Raw genomic sequence first — 17289 nt, forward strand, 5'->3', positions numbered from 1 at the left:
ACAAAGGGCGTGTAGCGTTTGCAGCGAAAAAAACAGAATTTTGTGCAGGGCGCGGTCATCCTGATGGCGGCGAGCCTGATCGTCAAGGTGATCGGCGCGTTTTTCCAGATACCGCTCCAAAACCTGATCGGCGGGGAGGAATCCCCAGCGTTTGGCATGTTCAGCGCGGCTTACCGGATATACACCGCGATGCTGATGATTTCGACGGTCGGCCTGCCGGCGGCTCTGTCCAAGATGGTGGCGGAGGCTACGGCCTGCGGGCGCGAGCATGAGGTGCGGCGTATCGTTCGCGTCGCGGGTAGCATTTTTGTGCCGGTCGGCGCGCTGTGTTCGGTCGCGCTGTTTTTTGGCGCGGGTACGTTTGCGGAATGGATCAAAAGCGCAGATGCGCGGCTTGCCGTTATGGCGATCGCGCCGAGCGTGCTGATGGTGGCCATCCTTTCCGTGTTTCGCGGTTATTACCAGGGGCGGTCCAATATGGTGCCGACAGCGGTTTCCCAAGTCATTGAGGCGATGGGTAAGCTGTTTGTTGGCCTTGGCCTTGCCTACTATGCGATGGGGCAGGGCTACAGCGATCCGGTGGTAGCGGCAATGACCGTGCTGGGCGTAACGCTGGGCGAGGTCGTGGCGGCGGCGTATATGCTGGCGCAGGCGGCGGTAACGCGCCGCAGAGCGACGCCCGTGCGCATTTTGAACGATGCGGTGCGTCCTGCGGGGGAACTGGCGAAGGTTTTGCTTTCCCTGTCCATCCCCATTACGATCAGTTCGGCGGTCATGAGCCTGACCGACCTGATCGACGTTGCGCTGATTTCCGCGCGGCTGCAAAGCCCAGCGGTGGGGATGACGGCCAAGCAGGCGATGGCGACCTACGGCATTTACACCGGCCAGGCCATCAATTTCTTCAACCTGCCGCAGACGCTGATCACGGCGCTGGCGGTCAGCGTGCTGCCGACGATTGCCAGCGCGCGCGCGGCGCAGAATTTTACCAAAGTGTCCAAAACGCTTTCCACTTCGCTGCGGCTGACCATGATCATCACTTTGCCGGCAGGCACAGGGTTCCTCGTTCTATCCGAGCCGATCCTGCGGCTGCTCTACCATTCGGGGACGGAAACCGGAGGCCGGCTGATGGCGATTTTAGGCTTTGCCGTACCCGCTGTGGCGCTGGTCGCGATCACAAACGCTACCCTGCAGGCGTTCGGGCGGATTGACCTGCCGCTGGTTTCGATGTTCCTCGGCGCGCTGGTCAAAATGTTCGGGGATTATTATCTGATCGGGGATCCGCGGTTCGGTATCGCGGGAGCGCCGATCAGTACGGCCGTGTGCTACTGGCTGATTGCGCTGCTGAATCTGTTCCACATCGCAAGGCTGTCCCATGCGCTGCCCCCGCTGGGCAAAACCGTGGGCAGGCCGCTTGCCGCAACGGCTGGCATGGGGGCGGCGACTTATATCTGCTTTACCGTGCTGACGCGGGCGCTTGGCGCGGCGCCGGGTTCGGCAGTGGATAAGCTGAGCACGCTCGTGTCGATCCTTGTAGCGGTGGCGGTATACGGCGTTTTGCTGCTGGCGTTGCACGCGGTTGACCGCGAGGATGTGCAGCTTCTGCCAAAAGGGGAAAAAATTGCCAACCTTTTGCGTTTAAAATGACAGGAAGTGTAGAAAATGGTTGATTTTCAAAAGAAAGAGCAGTATAATTTTAACGATCTGTTGCGGATCATGGAAATACTCCGCGCGCCGGATGGATGCATGTGGGATCGGGAACAGGATCACCGGTCGATCCGCCGCAATTTTATTGAGGAGACCTATGAGGTCTGTGAGGCGATCGACGAGGAGGATACCGAACACCTGAAGGAAGAGCTGGGCGACGTATTGCTGCAGGTCGTTTTTCACACGCAGATGGAAAAGGAAAAGGGCGTGTTTGACATCAATGATGTGGCGGACGGCATCTGCAAAAAGCTGATTTACCGCCATCCGCATATTTTCGGTGATGTCAAGGTGGGCTCCTCGGAGGAGATCCTGAGCAATTGGGACGACCTCAAGCGCAAGGAGAAGCACCAGGAAACCGATACCTCCGCGCTTGCCAGCGTGGCCAAAAGCCTGCCGGGTCTGATCCGCGCGGAAAAAATCCAGAAGAAGGCCGCTAAGGTGGGGTTCGACTGGGATGGGGCGGACGGAGCGCTGGAAAAGGTCGAGGAGGAGCTTGCCGAGGTGCGGCGGGCGCTCGCAGGCGACGGCGATATCGAGGAGGAACTGGGCGACCTGCTGTTCGCGGTCGTCAATGTGGCGCGCCATAAAAAGGTGGACGCCGAGCGCGCGGTGGAAAAGACCTGCGACAAGTTCATCCATCGGTTCGGTTTTATGGAACGGCAGGCAAAAGAAGAGAACAAAGTGCTGTCCGACTTGTCGCTGGCAGAAATGGACTCGCTTTGGAATAGATCAAAAGAAAAGGTATAAACGGAGGTATAAGCATGAAAAAAAGCGAATTCGTCACGCTGGTTGCGGAAAAAACCGGCCTCTCCAAAAAGGATACAGAAAAGACGATCGACGCTGTCTTCGCCGCGATGGGCGATGTGATGGCGCAGGGAGATAAGCTGCAGATGAGCGGCTTCGGTACGTTTGAGACCAAGGTGCGCGCTGCGCGCACGGGTCACAACCCGCGCACCGGCGAGGCGATCGAAATCGCGGCCGCGACCATTCCGGTATTCAAGCCCGGCAAGGCGCTCAAGGATAAGGTGGACACGAAGTAACCGTGAGGCTGGATAAATATCTCAAGGTTTCCCGACTGATCAAGCGCCGAACGGTAGCGAACGACGCCTGCGACGCGGCGCGGATCACAGTGAACGGCAAACCGGCAAAGGCATCCTACCAGGTGAAAACAGGCGATGTTATCGAGATTGCGTTCGGACAGCGCACGATGAAAGTCGAAGTACTCGAGATCGCGGAGCACGCGCTGAAAGCGGATGCGGCCGCGATGTATCGGGAAATCCCGTAATAAAAACATCCCGCCCCTTCATATAGTGAAGGGAGCGGGATGTTTTTTATGAGAGGGAGGGACTGCATATGGCAGCCGACGAACGCAACAGGGAAATGCCGCATACCGTTATTCTGGAGGGCAGGGAGAAGCTTTCGATCTCCGGCGTGGTGGATGTGCAGAGCTTTGACGAGGACCAGGTATTGCTGGAGACCGTGCGCGGGATGCTGGTCGTGCGGGGGCAGGGCCTACATGTCGAGCGGTTGCAGCTGGAAGCAGGCGAGCTGATTGTGGAGGGCGAGGTTGGCTGCCTGGAATATGACGACAGCGTACAGCCGCGCGGCGGTTTTTTCAGCCGTCTGTTCGGCGGGTGAACGCGGCATGACGGTACCGATGCAGGCACAGTTCCTGCTGGGGCTGCAAAGTATTTTACTGGGCGCGTCCCTGGGGCTTTTTTATGATATCCTGCGGGCGTTTCGGGTGTATTTCTCGGCCGGGCGCCTGGCTACCGCATTGTATGACCTTGTGTTCTGGCTGGTCCTGCTGGCGGCTTTTTTCGAATTCAGCCTGGTTTTTGCGATGGGGCAGAGCCGCTGGTATGTACTTGCGGGGGCGTGCGTCGGCGCGGGAATTTATTTTTTTCTGCTCAGCGGGCTGGTGCAGGGGGCGCTGCGGCTTGTGCTGGATTTGGCCGCGCGGCTGTGCGGCCTGTTCGTCACAGCGGGGGAAAAGGCGCGCGGGCTTGCGGGTAAAGCTGGTTTACCGGAAAAAATTCGCTCTTTTACAAAAAAGTTTGCGAAACCCTCTTCCATTTTTCGCAGGAAAGGTATAAAATAAAACTCGAATTAGTCTGGGCCAAGGGAAGATGGAGCGAGGTGTCCGAATGTCCAAGCGCAAAGCGCCGGTCTGGGTCAAAATCCTGATGCTGGCCTTTTTGCTGTATGCCGTGGTGACAATCATCAGCCTGCATGCACAAATTGCGGATAAACGTGCGGAGCTGGATTCGCTCAATATGCGTGTCGAGGAATACGAGGCTGCAAATGAAGCGCTCCGGCAGGAGATGCAGAACGGCATTTCGGAAGCAGACATCAGCGAGATCGCCCGTACCGAGCTCAGCTATGCAGAACCGGGAGAACGTGTCTTTGTGGACACATCCAGCAGGTAAAAGGGAAACAAATAACGGAGGCAAAACAATTTATATGGATTTGGCAGTGGGAGCGATCGTAGAGGGTAAAGTGACCGGTATCACGAAGTTCGGCGCGTTTGTCGCCCTGCCCGAAGGGAAGTCGGGCAGGGTGCATATCTCCGAGGTTGCGGCGAGCTTTGTCAGCGACATCAAGGACTTTCTGCAGGAAGGCCAGCAGGTCAAGGTGAAAATCATTAATATCGACCAGGCGGGCCGCATCAATTTGTCCATCAAAAAGGCACAGCCGCAGGAGTCACGTCCGGAACGCGCCGGCGGCGCCGCGCCACGGCAGCCGCGGTTCCAGCAGCGTTCCAGCCAGGCGCCGCGCGGCAGAACGCCGCAGCCGCCCAAGGACCCCGCGACCATGAGCTTTGAGGATAAGCTCAAGGCGTTCATGTCCGACAGCGAGAGCCGGCAGGCCGACGTGCGCCATGCGACCGACCGCAAAAACGGATCGCGCCGCCGCCGATAAACACATAAAACCGAGGGCGACCTCGGTTTTGTTTTTATTCCGCAGGGTAAAAAAACGCGCCCTTTCCTGCGAAAGGGCGCCAAAAGTAGGATTGTGGGGATAAAGATATGAACGGTGCATGGCAGTTCTCTCAACTGCCATAATCAATATAGCATAATTTACAATAAATGTCAATTGCTTTTTTGAGGGAAAGGACGGAAATGGAAGAAATACTTCTGAAAAACTGCACGTTTCTGACGATGGATGAATCGAATCCGCGTTTTTTCGGATGGATTTGGATGAAAAACGGGAAGATTGTGTCGATGGGAACGGATGAGCCGCCCGCCTGCGGTCAGGTGGTTGACGGGCGCGGCGGCGTGGTGACGCCCGGTCTGATCGACATTCATTCCCACCTCGGTCTGTATGAAGACGGGCTGGGCTTTGAGGGCGCGGACGGGAACGAGGATACCGACCCCGTTACGCCGCACCTGCGCGCGATCGATGGGGTAAACCCATTGGACCGTGGCTTCCGCGAAGCTGTCGAGGCGGGGGTGACAACGGTCGCGGTCAGCCCAGGCAGCGCCAACCCGATCGGCGGGCAGATCGCGCTGCTCAAGACGGCCGGCCGGCGCATCGACGATATGGTGCTCAAAGCGCCGCTCGCGATCAAGTTTGCGCTGGGTGAGAACCCCAAGGCGGTCTATCACGACAAGGATGAAGCGCCGGTTACCCGCATGGCGACCGCGGCGCTCATCCGCGAGCAGCTTTACAAAGCAAGGGAATACCTGTTGCGGATGGAGCGCGCGGAAAAAGAGCCGGAGGAGGACAAGCCGGACTACGATATCAAGCTGGAGGCGTTGCTGCCGCTGCTGCGGGGCGAAGCGGAGGCGCACTTCCATGCGCACCGCGCGGACGATATTTTTACCGCGCTGCGGATTGCCGGGGAGTTCGGCCTGAAAGCCGTGATTATCCACGGTACGGAGGCGCATCTGGTCGCCGACCTTTTGGCAGGGGAGCAGGTGCCGGTCGTTTGCGGGCCGTATATGACCGACCGCTCCAAGCCCGAGCTCAGGAACCTGACGGACGAGGCGCCGGCCCTGCTGTGCAGGGCGGGGATTGAGACTGCGATTACCGTGGACCATCCCGAGATACCTCTCCGCCTGCTGCCCGTGGCGCTGTTGCTGGCTGTGCGGGAGGGGATGGACAGGACGGACGCGCTCCGCGCGGTGACAACCGTTCCGGCGCGCATTGCGGGCATGGAGCAACGGATCGGAATGCTCCGCACGGGGATGGACGCGGACTGCGTCCTGTGGAGCGGGGAACCGCTGGATTTTACAAGCCAGGTGCAGGCCGTGTTCATCAACGGCGCGCCGGAATACAGGAGGACGGTATGAGAACGATCGATGTTTCGGAAGTCACGTGGCTGGTGCGTCGGCTCTGCATGGAAGCGAATTACTATCTGCCCGCGGATCTGCGGCAGGCTTTCGTCCGTGGGCAGAAAGCGGAACAGTCCCCGCTGGGGAAAGAAATTTTCGGGGAGATGCTCGCAAACTGCGATCTGGCAAGGCGGAATGATGTGCCGGTCTGCCAGGACACTGGCATGGCGATTGTGTTCGCGGAGGTGGGACAGGAAGTACACCTGACCGGCGGGGCGTTTGAGGACGCGGTCACGGAGGGGGTGCGCCGTGGGTATATCGACGGGTATCTGCGGCTTTCCGTGGTCGGCGACCCGCTGCGGCGCGAGAATACCAACGATAATACCCCCTGTGTGCTGTATACTTCGATCGTGGCGGGGGATAAGATCAAGATTACGGTCGCCCCGAAGGGCTTTGGATCGGAGAATATGAGCGCGATGAAAATGTTTACGCCAGCCGCGACCAGGGAGCAGATTGTGGATTTTATCGCGGACGCATGCATCCGCGCAGGGTCCAACCCCTGCCCGCCGATCGTAATCGGCGTGGGGCTGGGCGGCACCTCGGACAAGGCGGCGTACTTGGCAAAGCGCGCCCTGCTCCGGCCGGTGGACCGGCAGAACGAAGACCCGATGTACGCGGAAATGGAGCGGGCAGTGCTGGATAAGGTCAATGCGTCCGGCGTGGGGCCCCAGGGGCTTGGCGGAACGGTGACCGCGCTTTCCTGCGCGATCGAGCCGTTCGGCACGCATATCGCGGGCCTGCCCTGCGTGGTGAACATTTCCTGTCATGTGACCCGACACGCGGAAGGGGAATTGTGACCGCGTTGGGGAAAATGCTGAACAGTTTGTGAATTTGTGTAAAATCTATTGGACAATTTCACCTAAGACGTGGTATACTAATTATAGCAAATTCCCATAAGTATCTTGGGCAACCCGCCCGATAGGAGATGATGTTATGAAGTTCACCATCGTCGAGAGAAAAATGAAAATCGATGACGACCTGCGCCAGTATGCGCTGCGCAAAGTCGAGAAGCTGGATCGGTACTTCCATCAGGATTCAGATACCACGCTGACTTTCAGCGAGCTGCGCGGCAAACAGACGGTAGAAATTACGGTGCGCCAGACAGGTCTGGTCGTCCGCGCCGAGGAGACGACAACCGATATGTTCGCCTCGGTCGACGGTGCGGTCAGCAGCATTGAGCGGCAGATCCGCAAGCATAAGACCCGCCTGGAAAAGCGCCTGCGCGAGGGTGCGTTCGATAAGATCGCCGAGCAGCAGGCTGCGCTTTCCGAGGAGGATTTCGATATCGTGCGCCGCAAGCGCTTTGAGGTCAAGCCCATGAGCGTGGACGAGGCGATCCTGCAGATGAACCTGCTCGACCATCAGTTTTATTTTTTCCGCAATGCGGATAACGATAATATCCATGCGGTCGTATACAAGCGCGCCGCAGGCGGTTATGGCCTGATCGAGGGTGAGGAATAAGCTGCTTAAAAAGGGCAGTTTGAAATGAATTGAGACATTAAAAATAAAAAAGCCGGCGGCGTTCTGCCGTCGGCCTTTTTGTTGGACGGAGTGATAAAATGAGAATCATGGAGCCTGAAAGCCGACCGCAGGCGCTGATAAGGCAGCTTTTAACGGTGTGGGAAGGTGCGGTCAAACAGACCCATTTGTTTTTGTCCGCTGAGGAAATTGAGAAGATCAAACAATATGTTCCACAAGCACTGCGGGTGGTTCCACATTTAGTCGTTTTGGAAAACAGGGATGGCGTGCCTGTTGCGTTTATGGGCATAGAGGAACGAAATCTGGAAATGCTGTTCGTTGCACCAGAGCAAAGGGGACAAGGCTGGGGGAAAAGCTTGATAGAGTATGGGGTGGAGCGGTATGGTATTGAAACGGTAGGAGTAAACGAGCAGAATCCACAGGCAAGGGGATTTTACGAGCATCTGGGCTTTGTGGTCTATGAGCGGAAGAACCACGACGAGCAGGGGAATCCCTATCCGATTTTATATATGAGGCGCTCCAGCACTGCTGAAAGCGGCTGGGAAACGGGAATAGCGCAGGAATAACAGATAGTGGGGTGTGCGCAATGAACCTTTGTGACATTGATACCATACGGGCGGTTTTGGGACGGCATGGCTTCCGCTTTTCCAAGTCGCTGGGACAAAACTTCCTGACGGATGAAACCGTGCCGCGCCGGATTGCGGAAATGAGCGGTGCGGGGGAAACGGGGAACGCGGTCGAAATTGGCCCGGGCATGGGCTGTCTGACCGCCGAGCTGTGCCGCAGGGCGGACAGAGTGGTCGCGGTCGAGCTTGACCGCGCGCTGCTGCCCGTGTTGGGGGAGACGCTGGCGGGATATGATAATTTCGAGGTCGTGCAGGGCGATGTGCTTCAGATTGACCTGGCCGCGCTGTGTCGGGAAAAATTTGGCGAGGCTCAGGCAGTGGCCTGCGCCAATCTGCCATATTACATCACTACGCCGGCCATCACAGCCCTGCTGGAAAGCGGAGCCTTCCAAAAGATCACCGTCATGGTACAGAAAGAGGTTGCGCAGCGCATCTGCGCCGCGCCGGGTACGGCGGCGTATTCTGCGTTTTCCATTTATGTGCAGTATCATGCGGAGGCCGCGCTGCTGTTCGACGTGCCGGCGGATTGTTTCGTGCCGAAGCCCAAGGTGGATTCCGCAGTAATACAACTAACGCCGCGCACCCAGCCGCCGGTCGCAGTGCGCAATGAAAAGCTGTATTTCGCACTTGTGCGGGCGGCGTTCAACATGCGCCGGAAAACGCTGGTCAACGCGCTGGGACCGGTGCTCGGCAGCGCAATGGGCAAGGAGGAGATCACAGAGCTGATCCAATCGGTAGGGCTGGACGCGCGTGTGCGCGGCGAGCGGCTCAGCCTTGCGGAATACGCCGCGCTGTCCAACGCCGCGGAGGGACGCCTGAAAGGGAGATAACATGGCATCCAGCCTGGAATTTGTAAATTATGTATGCGACCAGCTTTCCGGTGCGGGGACGATCACCTGGAAGCGTATGTTCGGTGAATTCGGACTGTGGTGCGACGGAAAGTTTTTCGCCACGGTCGAGGACGATATGCTGTGCCTGAAAATCACGGACGCGGGGCGGGCATTGCTGCCCGAAGCGCGTATCGTGGAGCCGCACGAGGGCGCGCGCCTCCTCTATGTCGAGGAGCTGGACGACCGCGCGCGCATGGCCGAGTTGGTGCGGCAGACCTGTGCGGCGCTGCCGGAGCCAAAGCCGCGCAGGAAAAAGGGTATCTGACCTATGTGTCAGATACCCAGGATAAGCAGGGCGCCGATCAGGAGAAGCTGCTCCCAATCGATCTCCTCTCCGTCTTTCAAAAGGAACCAGACGATGACGAGTACGATGATGGTGTCCATGTCGAGCTTGATGTTTTGCAGGCGTCCGGACAGGCCGCGCGACAGGTCGGTAAACACGGACGCCGTCTGCGAACTGGCTCCGCTGCGGCTCCGGTCTGCGGGGGTCTGACCGGACGGCGGCTCTTTATGTAGCGGCGGGGCGTCGTCGGCTTCCGCAGCGGCGAGATAGCGGTTATACAAGCGGCTTCGCTTCCTTTCTGGTTCAGAGTGATTGAGTGCCGTCGTCGGAGGAGGTGCCGCCGGATTGGCCCAGCTGTCCCAGCACAGTGCGCGCGATGCGCGCTATGCTGACCAGCCGCATCGCATGGTCGAACTGCCCGGCAACCTCGTCCGTGACAAAGGGCTTTACCGCGTTGAGCAGGACGCGCTTTTCCGGTTTGACCGCGCCCTGCCCGCTTTGGAGGATGGTGCTGATGACCGGCAGCGCGCGCTCCATCAGCTCCGCGGAGGGGTCGTAATCCTTGCTGGCAGGGGCGCCGGCCGGCTGCTGGGGGCTTCCCAGCATATCGGAAACGGTTTTCATCGCGTTCTGTAGCGCATCAGGATCGTTCAGCAGGGAGGACAGCATATCGTTGTCCATGCGGGTACCTCCTTATTTCTGGAACAGCTTTTTGAGCTGCGCCGCGAGCGTAGTACCCTCATGCGACTGCATGAGCTTTTGCGCGAGCATCGCCGCCTCCCGCATATCGCCGCGCTGCGCGGCCTGCGCGGCGCGCTCCAGATCGGCCGCGTGCTGGGCGGAAATGATCTGCGCGGCCTTCTTTCCGTCCGGCGTGTTCAGCGCCGTGCGGAGCTGATCGACCGCCTGGGGGTTGCCGGCTTGCTCTGCAAGGCGGCGTAAAATTTCATTTTGATCGGGCATAGTTCCCATCCCTTTCCTGGTTTCGTTACTGCCAGTATATGCGGCAAATGGAAAAATGTGATGCAGTGGGTTTACAAGTGGGCCGCGCCGGTGTAAAATACTGCTATATGTGTCGCGGCGAAAGGGGCGAAAACACGTTGAATATATTGGTTTTTGCCGATTCACATGGACGGAATATCGCTATGGCCGCAGCGGTCGAGCGGGAGAAGCCGGACGCGGTCATCCACTTGGGCGACTATGCGGACGACGCGCGGGAGCTGGAGCGGCTTTTCCCGATGCTGCCGGTCTATCGGGTGCGCGGCAATAACGATTATGAGCCGGACGTTGCGCAGTATGCGGTAATCACGCCGGACAACCTGCCAATCTATATCACGCACGGGCATAAGGAGCGGGTATCCATGCTGGCCTGCGGCATCCTGCCGCAGCGGGCACGGGAAGAGGGCTGTTTGGTGGCGCTATACGGTCACACCCACCGCATGCTGCTGGAGCGGATAGACGGTGTGCTGGTCTGCAACCCAGGCAGCATCAGCCTGCCGCGCGGCGGTCCGGCAAGTTATGCGCGCCTGACGATTGAAAATGCACAGCTTCGCGCAGTTACGCTGCTCGATGAGGACGGCGGGCTGATCCGGCGCGATAAATTCAGACAATAAGGGGAAACGGTATGCTTTTGACCATTGACGTAGGCAACACCAATATGGTGTTTGGATTATATGACGGGGACAGGCTGCGGGGTTCGTTCCGCATCTCCACCAACGCGGAGCGGACATCGGACGAGCTTGGCATGCAGATTTCCCAATATTATCATTTTCACGGGCTGGACCGCACCCAGACCGATGCAGTCATCATCGCCTCGGTCGTGCCGCCGGTGATGTATACGCTGATCAACGCCATCCGCAAATATCTGCATGTGCAGCCGGTCATCGCCGGGCGGGATGTGGATATCGGGATTGAGAACCGCTACACCAATCCGCGCGAGGTAGGCGCGGACCGCCTGGTCAATGCGGTGTCCGCGGTCAGGAAGTACGGGAAGCCGCTGATCATCGTGGATATCGGCACCGCGACCACCTTTGACGCGATCGATGGGAACGGCGCATATCAGGGCGGCGCGATTTTCCCCGGCATCAAGGTGGCGATGGAAGCGCTGTTTCTCAAGGCGTCCAAGCTGCCGCGCGTGGATATCGAGCGGCCGGAAAAGGCGATCGGGAAAACCACGGTGCAGTCCATGCAGTCGGGCGCGGTGCGCGGATATGTGGGCGCGCTGGCCGGCATCATTACAGATATCCAAGAGGAGCTGGGCGGTAATGCGCGCGTGGTTGCGACCGGCGGCATGGGCCGCATGATGGCGGAATACTGCGGCCTGATCGACGAGGTGGACCCCAACCTGACGCTGGAGGGGCTGCGCCTGATCTACGAGAACAACAAAGACTGCTTTGCGGGCCGCCAGCTCGACAGCGAGACGTGCCTGCTGGAAGCGGTGGAGGAAGGCGCCTGGAGCGCGGAGAAATGAGTGCGGCGGCGCCTGACGCTGCGGCCGGCGCTGCCTGCGGCAAGACAATAGCATTAAAAAGAGAAGCTGCCCCCTGTGGAGCAGCTTCTTCCTTATTTTGTGACCGGATAAGAGGGGCAGACCGCGCCGAGCGGGCAGCCGGAGCATTTGGGGCTGCGCGCGGTGCAGTGCTCGCGCCCGAACAAAACAAGCCGGTGGCAAAAATCCGAGGATTCCGCAGGGGAGATCAGCTTGCGCAGCGCGTTCTCCACCTTGACGGGGTCCTTTTCGTTTTTGACAAAGCCGAGCCGGTTGGACAAACGGATACAATGCGTATCGGCCACGATAGCGGGCTTGCCGAAGATATCGCCGAGAATCAGGTTGGCGGTCTTGCGCCCCACGCCGGGGAGACGAAGCAAATCTTCCATGTTATCTGGCACTTTGCCGTCATATTCGCTCAGCAACATGATGGCGCAGGCTTTCAGGTCACGCGCCTTGGTGCGGAACAGGCCGCAGGTTTTGATCGCCTCCGCGATCTCCTCCTCCGGCGCTTCGGCGAAGCTCTGCAGGGTGGGGAACTGTCGGAACAGAGTTTCGGTCACGATATTGACGCGGGCGTCCGTACATTGGGCGGACAGGCGTGTGGCGAACAGCAGCTCGTAATCATGGGTATAGTGCAGCGCGCAGACAGCGTCCGGATAAACCTCCTTGAGCAGCTCGGTCACCGCGGCGGCGCGTTCTTTTTTTGTCATGTCTTTCTCTCCTGACGACGTAAGTATTAATATCATAGCATATTTGTACGAAAAAGCAAGAGTTTTGTCGGCATTTTACATTTTTAACATAAAAAAGTGCTAAAACAGGGCAAAATCTATCTGTTTGCCAGTAGCCGTAAGATGAAAAATGTGGTTTAATGGAGATACAGAATTTATAGCACGTTGATGGAGGTTGAAATATGGTTCGCGAGGCAATGGAATTTGTGAAAGCGTATGATCCTGAGCTGGGCAAGATGATGCAGGCGGAATACGACCGTCAGGCACGCAATATCGAGCTGATCGCTTCGGAGAATATTGTCAGTGAGGCTGTTATGGCCGCGATGGGCTCGGTGCTGACCAACAAATATGCGGAGGGCTACCCAGGCAAGCGATATTACGGCGGCTGCGAATGTGTGGACGAGGTTGAAAACCTTGCGATCAAACGTGTTTGTGAAATTTTCGGCGCGAAGTACGCTAACGTGCAGCCCCATTCGGGCGCGCAGGCGAATATGGCGGTTTATCAGGCGCTGTGCCAGCCGGGCGACACCGTGCTGGGCATGAGCTTGGACAACGGCGGCCACCTGACCCATGGCTCGCCGGTGAACCAGTCCGGCCTGCTGTACCATATCGTGCCGTATGGCGTGGATGAAAACGGTTATATCGATTACGATGCGCTGCGCGACCTGGCCAAAAAGGAAAAGCCCAAGATGATTATTGCGGGCGCCTCGGCCTATCCGCGCGCGATCGACTTTGCCAAGTTTGCGGAGATCGCGCATGAAGTAGGCGCATACCTCTTTGTCGATATGGCACACATCGCGGGCCTGGTGGCGGCCGGCCTGCATATGAACCCGCTGCCGTACGCGGACGTGGTCACCACCACGACCCATAAGACGCTGCGCGGGCCGCGCGGCGGCGTCATCCTCTCAAACAATGAGGAGCTGGGCAAGAAATTCAACAAGGCGATTTTCCCAGGTACGCAGGGCGGCCCGCTGGAGCATGTGATCGCAGCCAAGGCGGTTTGCTTCGGCGAAGCGCTCAAGCCGGAATTTAAGGCGTATCAGAAGCGCGTTGTTACCAACGCCAGGGTGCTGGCGGACGCGCTGATGAAGCAGGGCTTTGACTTGGTTTCCGGCGGTACGGACAATCACCTCATGCTGATCGACCTGCGCAAGACCGGCGTGACCGGCAAGGAGCTACAGCACCGTCTGGACGAGGTATATATCACCGCGAACAAGAACGCCATCCCGAACGATCCAGAAAGCCCGTTCGTTACCTCCGGCCAGCGCGTGGGTACGCCGGCGGTCACCTCCCGCGGCTTTGGCGAGCCGGAAATGCTCCACATCGCGGAGTTCATCTGGCAGACTGCCACTGATTTTGAAAATAAGGCGAATGAGATTCGCCGCAACGTATGCGATATTTGCGCCAATTTCCCGATTTATTAATTGCAAAAGCCGTTCCTCTTTTCAGGGAACGGCTTTTCTGCGGCTACATGGCGGGAATGGTGGGGAAAATGTTGCATGAAATTGCTCGAAGGGACAAATTATTTGTAGAATATTAACAAAAACCTTGCCAGGCGCTGAGATTATTGGTATACTATTGGAAAAGGGTTATAATGAACCGGAAAGGGAAATGAATCATGGCAATGGAACTCAAGCTGACAGGGCTGAAAGGCTTCGTGGGAGAGGAAGAGATTTCGCAGATGACCCCGCTGGTGCAGGCGGCGCAGGATGTGCTGCATGCCGGCTCGGGCGCAGGAAATGATTTTCTGGGCTGGGTTGATCTGCCCGAGGCCTATGATAAAGAGGAATTCGCGCGCATCAAGCAGGCTGCGAAAAAGATCCAGCAGACCTGCGAGGTGCTGGTCGTAATCGGTATCGGCGGCTCTTACCTGGGCGCGCGCGCGGCGATCGAATTTGTGAACGGGCAGATGTACAACGGTGTGCGTCCGGAGGGGATACCGGAGGTATACTTTGTCGGCAATAACATTTCCTCCTCCTACCTGAACGATATTGTCAAAATCATCGGAAACCGCGATTTTGGGATCAACGTGATCTCCAAATCCGGCACGACGACCGAGCCTGCGATCGCGTTCCGTATTTTCAAAAAGCTGATTGAGGAGAAGTACGGCAGGGAAGGCGCGAAGGAGCGCATCTTTGCCACAACGGACAAGGCGCGCGGCGCGCTGAAAAAGCTGGCGGACGACGAAGGGTATGAGACCTTTGTTGTGCCGGACGATGTCGGCGGCCGTTTCTCTGTGCTGACGGCGGTTGGCCTGTTGCCGATGGCCGCCGCGGGCGTGGATATCGACGCGGCGATGGCCGGCGCGGCCGAGGCGCGCCGTAATTTTGCGGATGGCACGGAGCATGCCTGCGCGCAATACGCGGCGCTGCGCAGCATCCTGCATCAGAAAGGCAAAAGCATGGAGATTTTGGTCAACTACGAGCCCGCGCTTGTCATGCTCGGCGAATGGTTCAAGCAGCTGTTCGATGAGTCCGAAGGCAAGGACCACAAGGGCCTGTTCGCAACGTCGGCCAACTTCTCGACCGATCTGCACTCGATCGGCCAGTTCATTCAGGACGGCGCGCGCATGATGTTTGAAACGGTTGTCTGGGTGCGCGAGCCGCGCTCGGAAAGCTATATTGAGGAAACGGCGGAGGATATCGACGGGCTGAATTACTTGGCGGGCAAGAGCGTGCAGTTCGTCAACTCCAAGGCCTATCAGGGTACGCTGATGGCGCATATGGATGGCGGCACGCCGAATATCATCGTTGAGATCGATCGGGCGGACGCATGGCATTTCGGTTATCTGGTCTATTTCTTTGAAAAGGCGTGCGGTATTTCCGGTTACCTGCTTGGCGTCAACCCGTTCAATCAGCCGGGCGTTGAGGCGTATAAGAAAAATATGTTCGCCCTGCTTGGTAAGCCGGGCTTTGAGGAGCGCCGCAAGGAGCTGGAAGCGAGACTGTAACAAACGACAGGAAGGGATGCCGCGGAGATGGCATCCCTTTTTTGTGTGCAACGCATAACAGGGAGGGCATGCAAATATGAAAAAGATATATCTTGCCGGTTTTGATGTTTTTGCGCCGGATGCAAGACAGCGCGGCGCAAAAATGAAAATGATGTGTGCGGAAAAGGGCTTCGCAGGGCTGTACCCGTTTGACAACGAGGCGGATAACGCGCAGGATATTTTTGCCGGCAACTGCGGGCTGATCGATCAGGCCGACATCGTGATCGCGAACCTGAACCCGTTCCGTGGTGCCGAGCCGGACAGCGGCACCTGCTTTGAGGTCGGCTACGCCCATGCAAAGGGAAAACAGATTTACGGGTATGTGTCCGATGGGCGCGCGATGCGGGAGAAAATCGGGGAAAAAGATGCGGAGGGCTTTGCGGTGGAAAATTTTGGTCTGCCGCTCAATCTGATGCTGTGCGGCGCGGCCAGGATCGTTGCCGGAAATTTTGCCGCGGCGCTGGCGGTTTGTGCGTCCGAGCAGGCATAACGGCGTCGGGATATGACATAATAAGTCCGGTGATGAGAGATGAAGCAGCAAACAGCCGGACTGTTCCTTTTAGGAGCAAGTGGGTATTCCGCGCTCGAAATTCTGTGGCGCGGCTACACGCACTGGACGATGGCGCTCACCGGCGGCGCGGTACTGGTAGGGCTGAACCGGCTGCGTCCACGGGTGCGGGCGGAAAAGCCGCTGGCAAGGTGTCTGTGTGGCGCGGCGTGCATCACGGCGGCGGAATACGTCGTCGGTTGCACGGTCAACCGGAAGTACCGGATGGGCGTATGGGATTATTCGCGCGAACGCGGCAATATCCAAGGGCAGGTATGCCCCAAATACGCGGCGCTCTGGATGCTTTTGGCGGCTCCGTTCATGCTGCCCCAATAAGTGCTTGCAAAGTATGTCCGGATGCCGTATAATGGCGTTGGCAATATGCAGGGAAAGAGGGGCCGATATGCTGATTGCAGTTAATGCAGGGAACAGCCATGTTTTGCTTGGCGGTTATGAGGAAGACGAGCAGCTCTTTGCCGCTTCCATCGCGACCGAGCCCAAGTGGACACGGGATGATTACGCCTGCAAGCTGCAGCAGGTTTTCGGGCTGTACAGCGTACCTGTCGGCCGCATCCGCGGCGCCGTGGTCAGCTCGGTCGTGCCGAGCATGGTCACGGTGCTCGAGGACGCGCTGCGCCTGCTTGGCGTGACCGATGTGATCGAGGTATCGAGCGGCGTCAAAACAGGGCTTAATATCCGGTCGGAGCAGCCGCGCCAGGTTGGATCGGACCGCGTGGCGAGCGCGGTTGCGGCGCGCGCAAAGGGGAAGCTGCCGTGCGTGGTGGTCTGCCTCGGCACGGCGACAACGTTTACCGTGCTGGATCAATCCGGCGCTCTGGTCGGTTCGGCTATTACAGCGGGAGTACGCCTGAGCCTGTCCGCTCTGCGGGAGCAGGCGGCGCAGTTGCCCGCGGTCGCGATCGAGGCGAGGGACGAGGGAATCCTTGCGCGCAACACGGCCGATGCTATGCGCGTGGGCGCGGTATACGGCGCGGCAGCCATGGTGGATGGCATGGTCGGACGCTTTGCCGAAACGCTGGGACAAACGCCCCATGTGGTCGTGACGGGTGATATTGCGCCACTGGTCACGCGGTATATGCGCGTGCCGTTCGAATACGACCAAAGCCTTGTGCTGGATGGCCTGCATCTGATCTGGAAGCGGAACCGGTCCTGACCCGCAGAAGCCGAAATAAGCCCTGTACCCGACGATAAGGG

25 protein-coding genes are annotated in these 17289 nt (G+C 58.3%); 21 read left to right on the forward strand and 4 right to left on the reverse strand.

Annotated elements, in window-relative coordinates; all coding sequences use genetic code 11:
• Positions 1–18: 18 nt before the first annotated feature.
• From DBQ51_RS15465 to DBQ51_RS15530, 14 genes are all read left to right on the forward strand, one after another.
• Positions 19–1644, forward strand: a complete 1626-nt coding sequence (locus DBQ51_RS15465; protein ID WP_107632013.1) for a putative polysaccharide biosynthesis protein — start codon at positions 19–21, stop codon at positions 1642–1644.
• Positions 1645–1659: 15 nt separating this feature from the next.
• Positions 1660–2451 (forward strand): nucleoside triphosphate pyrophosphohydrolase, encoded by a 792-nt coding sequence (gene mazG, locus DBQ51_RS15470; RefSeq protein WP_054327334.1) that lies wholly within the window; start codon positions 1660–1662, stop codon positions 2449–2451.
• Between the two features lie 14 nt (positions 2452–2465).
• Complete coding sequence (locus tag DBQ51_RS15475) at positions 2466–2744, forward strand: HU family DNA-binding protein (protein ID WP_107632014.1); 279 nt, start codon at positions 2466–2468, stop codon at positions 2742–2744.
• A gap of 2 nt (positions 2745–2746) precedes the next feature.
• Entirely contained in the window at positions 2747–2989 is a 243-nt protein-coding gene (locus DBQ51_RS15480) for an RNA-binding S4 domain-containing protein (RefSeq protein ID WP_054327335.1), read from the forward strand.
• 68 nt (positions 2990–3057) lie between these two features.
• A complete protein-coding gene (yabP, locus tag DBQ51_RS15485) occupies positions 3058–3342 on the forward strand; it encodes a sporulation protein YabP (RefSeq protein ID WP_054327336.1) in 285 nt (94 codons plus the stop codon).
• A gap of 7 nt (positions 3343–3349) precedes the next feature.
• Positions 3350–3805 (forward strand): spore cortex biosynthesis protein YabQ, encoded by a 456-nt coding sequence (gene yabQ / locus DBQ51_RS15490; RefSeq protein ID WP_159068208.1) that lies wholly within the window; start codon positions 3350–3352, stop codon positions 3803–3805.
• 46 nt (positions 3806–3851) lie between these two features.
• Positions 3852–4133, forward strand: a complete 282-nt coding sequence (locus DBQ51_RS15495) for an FtsB family cell division protein (protein WP_054327338.1) — start codon at positions 3852–3854, stop codon at positions 4131–4133.
• A 34-nt stretch (positions 4134–4167) separates the two neighbouring features.
• Entirely contained in the window at positions 4168–4626 is a 459-nt protein-coding gene (locus DBQ51_RS15500) for a S1 RNA-binding domain-containing protein (RefSeq protein WP_107632016.1), read from the forward strand.
• Positions 4627–4826: 200 nt separating this feature from the next.
• On the forward strand, positions 4827–5999 hold the full coding sequence (locus DBQ51_RS15505; RefSeq protein ID WP_107632017.1) for an amidohydrolase: 1173 nt from the start codon (positions 4827–4829) through the stop codon (positions 5997–5999).
• Entirely contained in the window at positions 5996–6838 is an 843-nt protein-coding gene (locus DBQ51_RS15510) for a fumarate hydratase (protein WP_107632018.1), read from the forward strand. Before DBQ51_RS15505 ends, DBQ51_RS15510 begins: the two co-directional genes overlap by 4 nt.
• Positions 6839–6974: 136 nt before the next feature.
• Positions 6975–7502 carry a ribosome hibernation-promoting factor, HPF/YfiA family gene (gene hpf / locus DBQ51_RS15515; protein WP_054327341.1) on the forward strand — a complete coding sequence of 176 codons (528 nt, stop codon included), beginning with the start codon at positions 6975–6977 and terminating at the stop codon, positions 7500–7502.
• Positions 7503–7600: 98 nt separating this feature from the next.
• Positions 7601–8086 (forward strand): GNAT family N-acetyltransferase, encoded by a 486-nt coding sequence (locus tag DBQ51_RS15520; RefSeq protein WP_107632019.1) that lies wholly within the window; start codon positions 7601–7603, stop codon positions 8084–8086.
• Positions 8087–8106: 20 nt separating this feature from the next.
• Positions 8107–8976 (forward strand): 16S rRNA (adenine(1518)-N(6)/adenine(1519)-N(6))-dimethyltransferase RsmA, encoded by an 870-nt coding sequence (gene rsmA, locus DBQ51_RS15525; RefSeq protein ID WP_054327343.1) that lies wholly within the window; start codon positions 8107–8109, stop codon positions 8974–8976.
• Position 8977: 1 nt separating this feature from the next.
• Complete coding sequence (locus DBQ51_RS15530) at positions 8978–9301, forward strand: TfoX/Sxy family protein (protein WP_054327344.1); 324 nt, start codon at positions 8978–8980, stop codon at positions 9299–9301.
• Positions 9302–9309: 8 nt separating this feature from the next.
• Here the strand turns inward: DBQ51_RS15530 and DBQ51_RS15535 are convergent, their stop codons facing one another.
• From DBQ51_RS15535 to DBQ51_RS15545, 3 genes are read right to left on the reverse strand one after another with little or no spacing between them, the layout of a single operon-like run.
• Positions 9310–9600, reverse strand: coding sequence for a hypothetical protein (locus DBQ51_RS15535; protein ID WP_054327345.1), 291 nt, complete (start codon positions 9598–9600; stop codon positions 9310–9312).
• 22 nt (positions 9601–9622) lie between these two features.
• Complete coding sequence (locus DBQ51_RS15540) at positions 9623–10000, reverse strand: hypothetical protein (protein WP_054327346.1); 378 nt, start codon at positions 9998–10000, stop codon at positions 9623–9625.
• Positions 10001–10012: 12 nt separating this feature from the next.
• Positions 10013–10282, reverse strand: coding sequence for a hypothetical protein (locus DBQ51_RS15545; RefSeq protein WP_054327347.1), 270 nt, complete (start codon positions 10280–10282; stop codon positions 10013–10015).
• Between the two features lie 137 nt (positions 10283–10419).
• On the opposite strand from DBQ51_RS15545, the gene DBQ51_RS15550 reads away from it, so the two are divergent.
• Together DBQ51_RS15550 and DBQ51_RS15555 are read left to right on the forward strand one after the other, a co-directional pair.
• Positions 10420–10932, forward strand: a complete 513-nt coding sequence (locus DBQ51_RS15550) for a metallophosphoesterase (RefSeq protein ID WP_159068209.1) — start codon at positions 10420–10422, stop codon at positions 10930–10932.
• An 11-nt stretch (positions 10933–10943) separates the two neighbouring features.
• Positions 10944–11789 carry a type III pantothenate kinase gene (locus tag DBQ51_RS15555; RefSeq protein ID WP_054327349.1) on the forward strand — a complete coding sequence of 282 codons (846 nt, stop codon included), beginning with the start codon at positions 10944–10946 and terminating at the stop codon, positions 11787–11789.
• Positions 11790–11881: 92 nt separating this feature from the next.
• On the opposite strand, the gene nth is transcribed toward DBQ51_RS15555, so the two are convergent.
• A complete protein-coding gene (gene nth / locus DBQ51_RS15560; protein ID WP_107632021.1) occupies positions 11882–12520 on the reverse strand; it encodes an endonuclease III in 639 nt (212 codons plus the stop codon).
• A gap of 200 nt (positions 12521–12720) precedes the next feature.
• Here nth and glyA point away from each other — a divergent pair, with 200 nt between their 5' ends.
• The 5 genes from glyA (at position 12721) to DBQ51_RS15585 (ending at position 17248) form a co-directional block, all read left to right on the forward strand.
• Positions 12721–13962: a serine hydroxymethyltransferase gene (gene glyA, locus DBQ51_RS15565; protein ID WP_054327351.1), complete on the forward strand. Its 1242-nt coding sequence runs from the start codon at positions 12721–12723 to the stop codon at positions 13960–13962.
• A 194-nt stretch (positions 13963–14156) separates the two neighbouring features.
• Entirely contained in the window at positions 14157–15488 is a 1332-nt protein-coding gene (locus DBQ51_RS15570) for a glucose-6-phosphate isomerase (RefSeq protein ID WP_054327352.1), read from the forward strand.
• Positions 15489–15564: 76 nt separating this feature from the next.
• Positions 15565–16017 carry a nucleoside 2-deoxyribosyltransferase gene (locus DBQ51_RS15575; protein WP_054327353.1) on the forward strand — a complete coding sequence of 151 codons (453 nt, stop codon included), beginning with the start codon at positions 15565–15567 and terminating at the stop codon, positions 16015–16017.
• Positions 16018–16056: 39 nt separating this feature from the next.
• Positions 16057–16410 carry a putative ABC transporter permease gene (locus DBQ51_RS15580; RefSeq protein WP_054327354.1) on the forward strand — a complete coding sequence of 118 codons (354 nt, stop codon included), beginning with the start codon at positions 16057–16059 and terminating at the stop codon, positions 16408–16410.
• Between the two features lie 67 nt (positions 16411–16477).
• Entirely contained in the window at positions 16478–17248 is a 771-nt protein-coding gene (locus DBQ51_RS15585; RefSeq protein WP_054327355.1) for a type III pantothenate kinase, read from the forward strand.
• Positions 17249–17289 lie beyond the last annotated feature (41 nt).

It is taken from the genome of Agathobaculum massiliense (assembly GCF_900291975.1).
Classification (GTDB): domain Bacteria; phylum Bacillota; class Clostridia; order Oscillospirales; family Butyricicoccaceae; genus Agathobaculum; species Agathobaculum ammoniilyticum.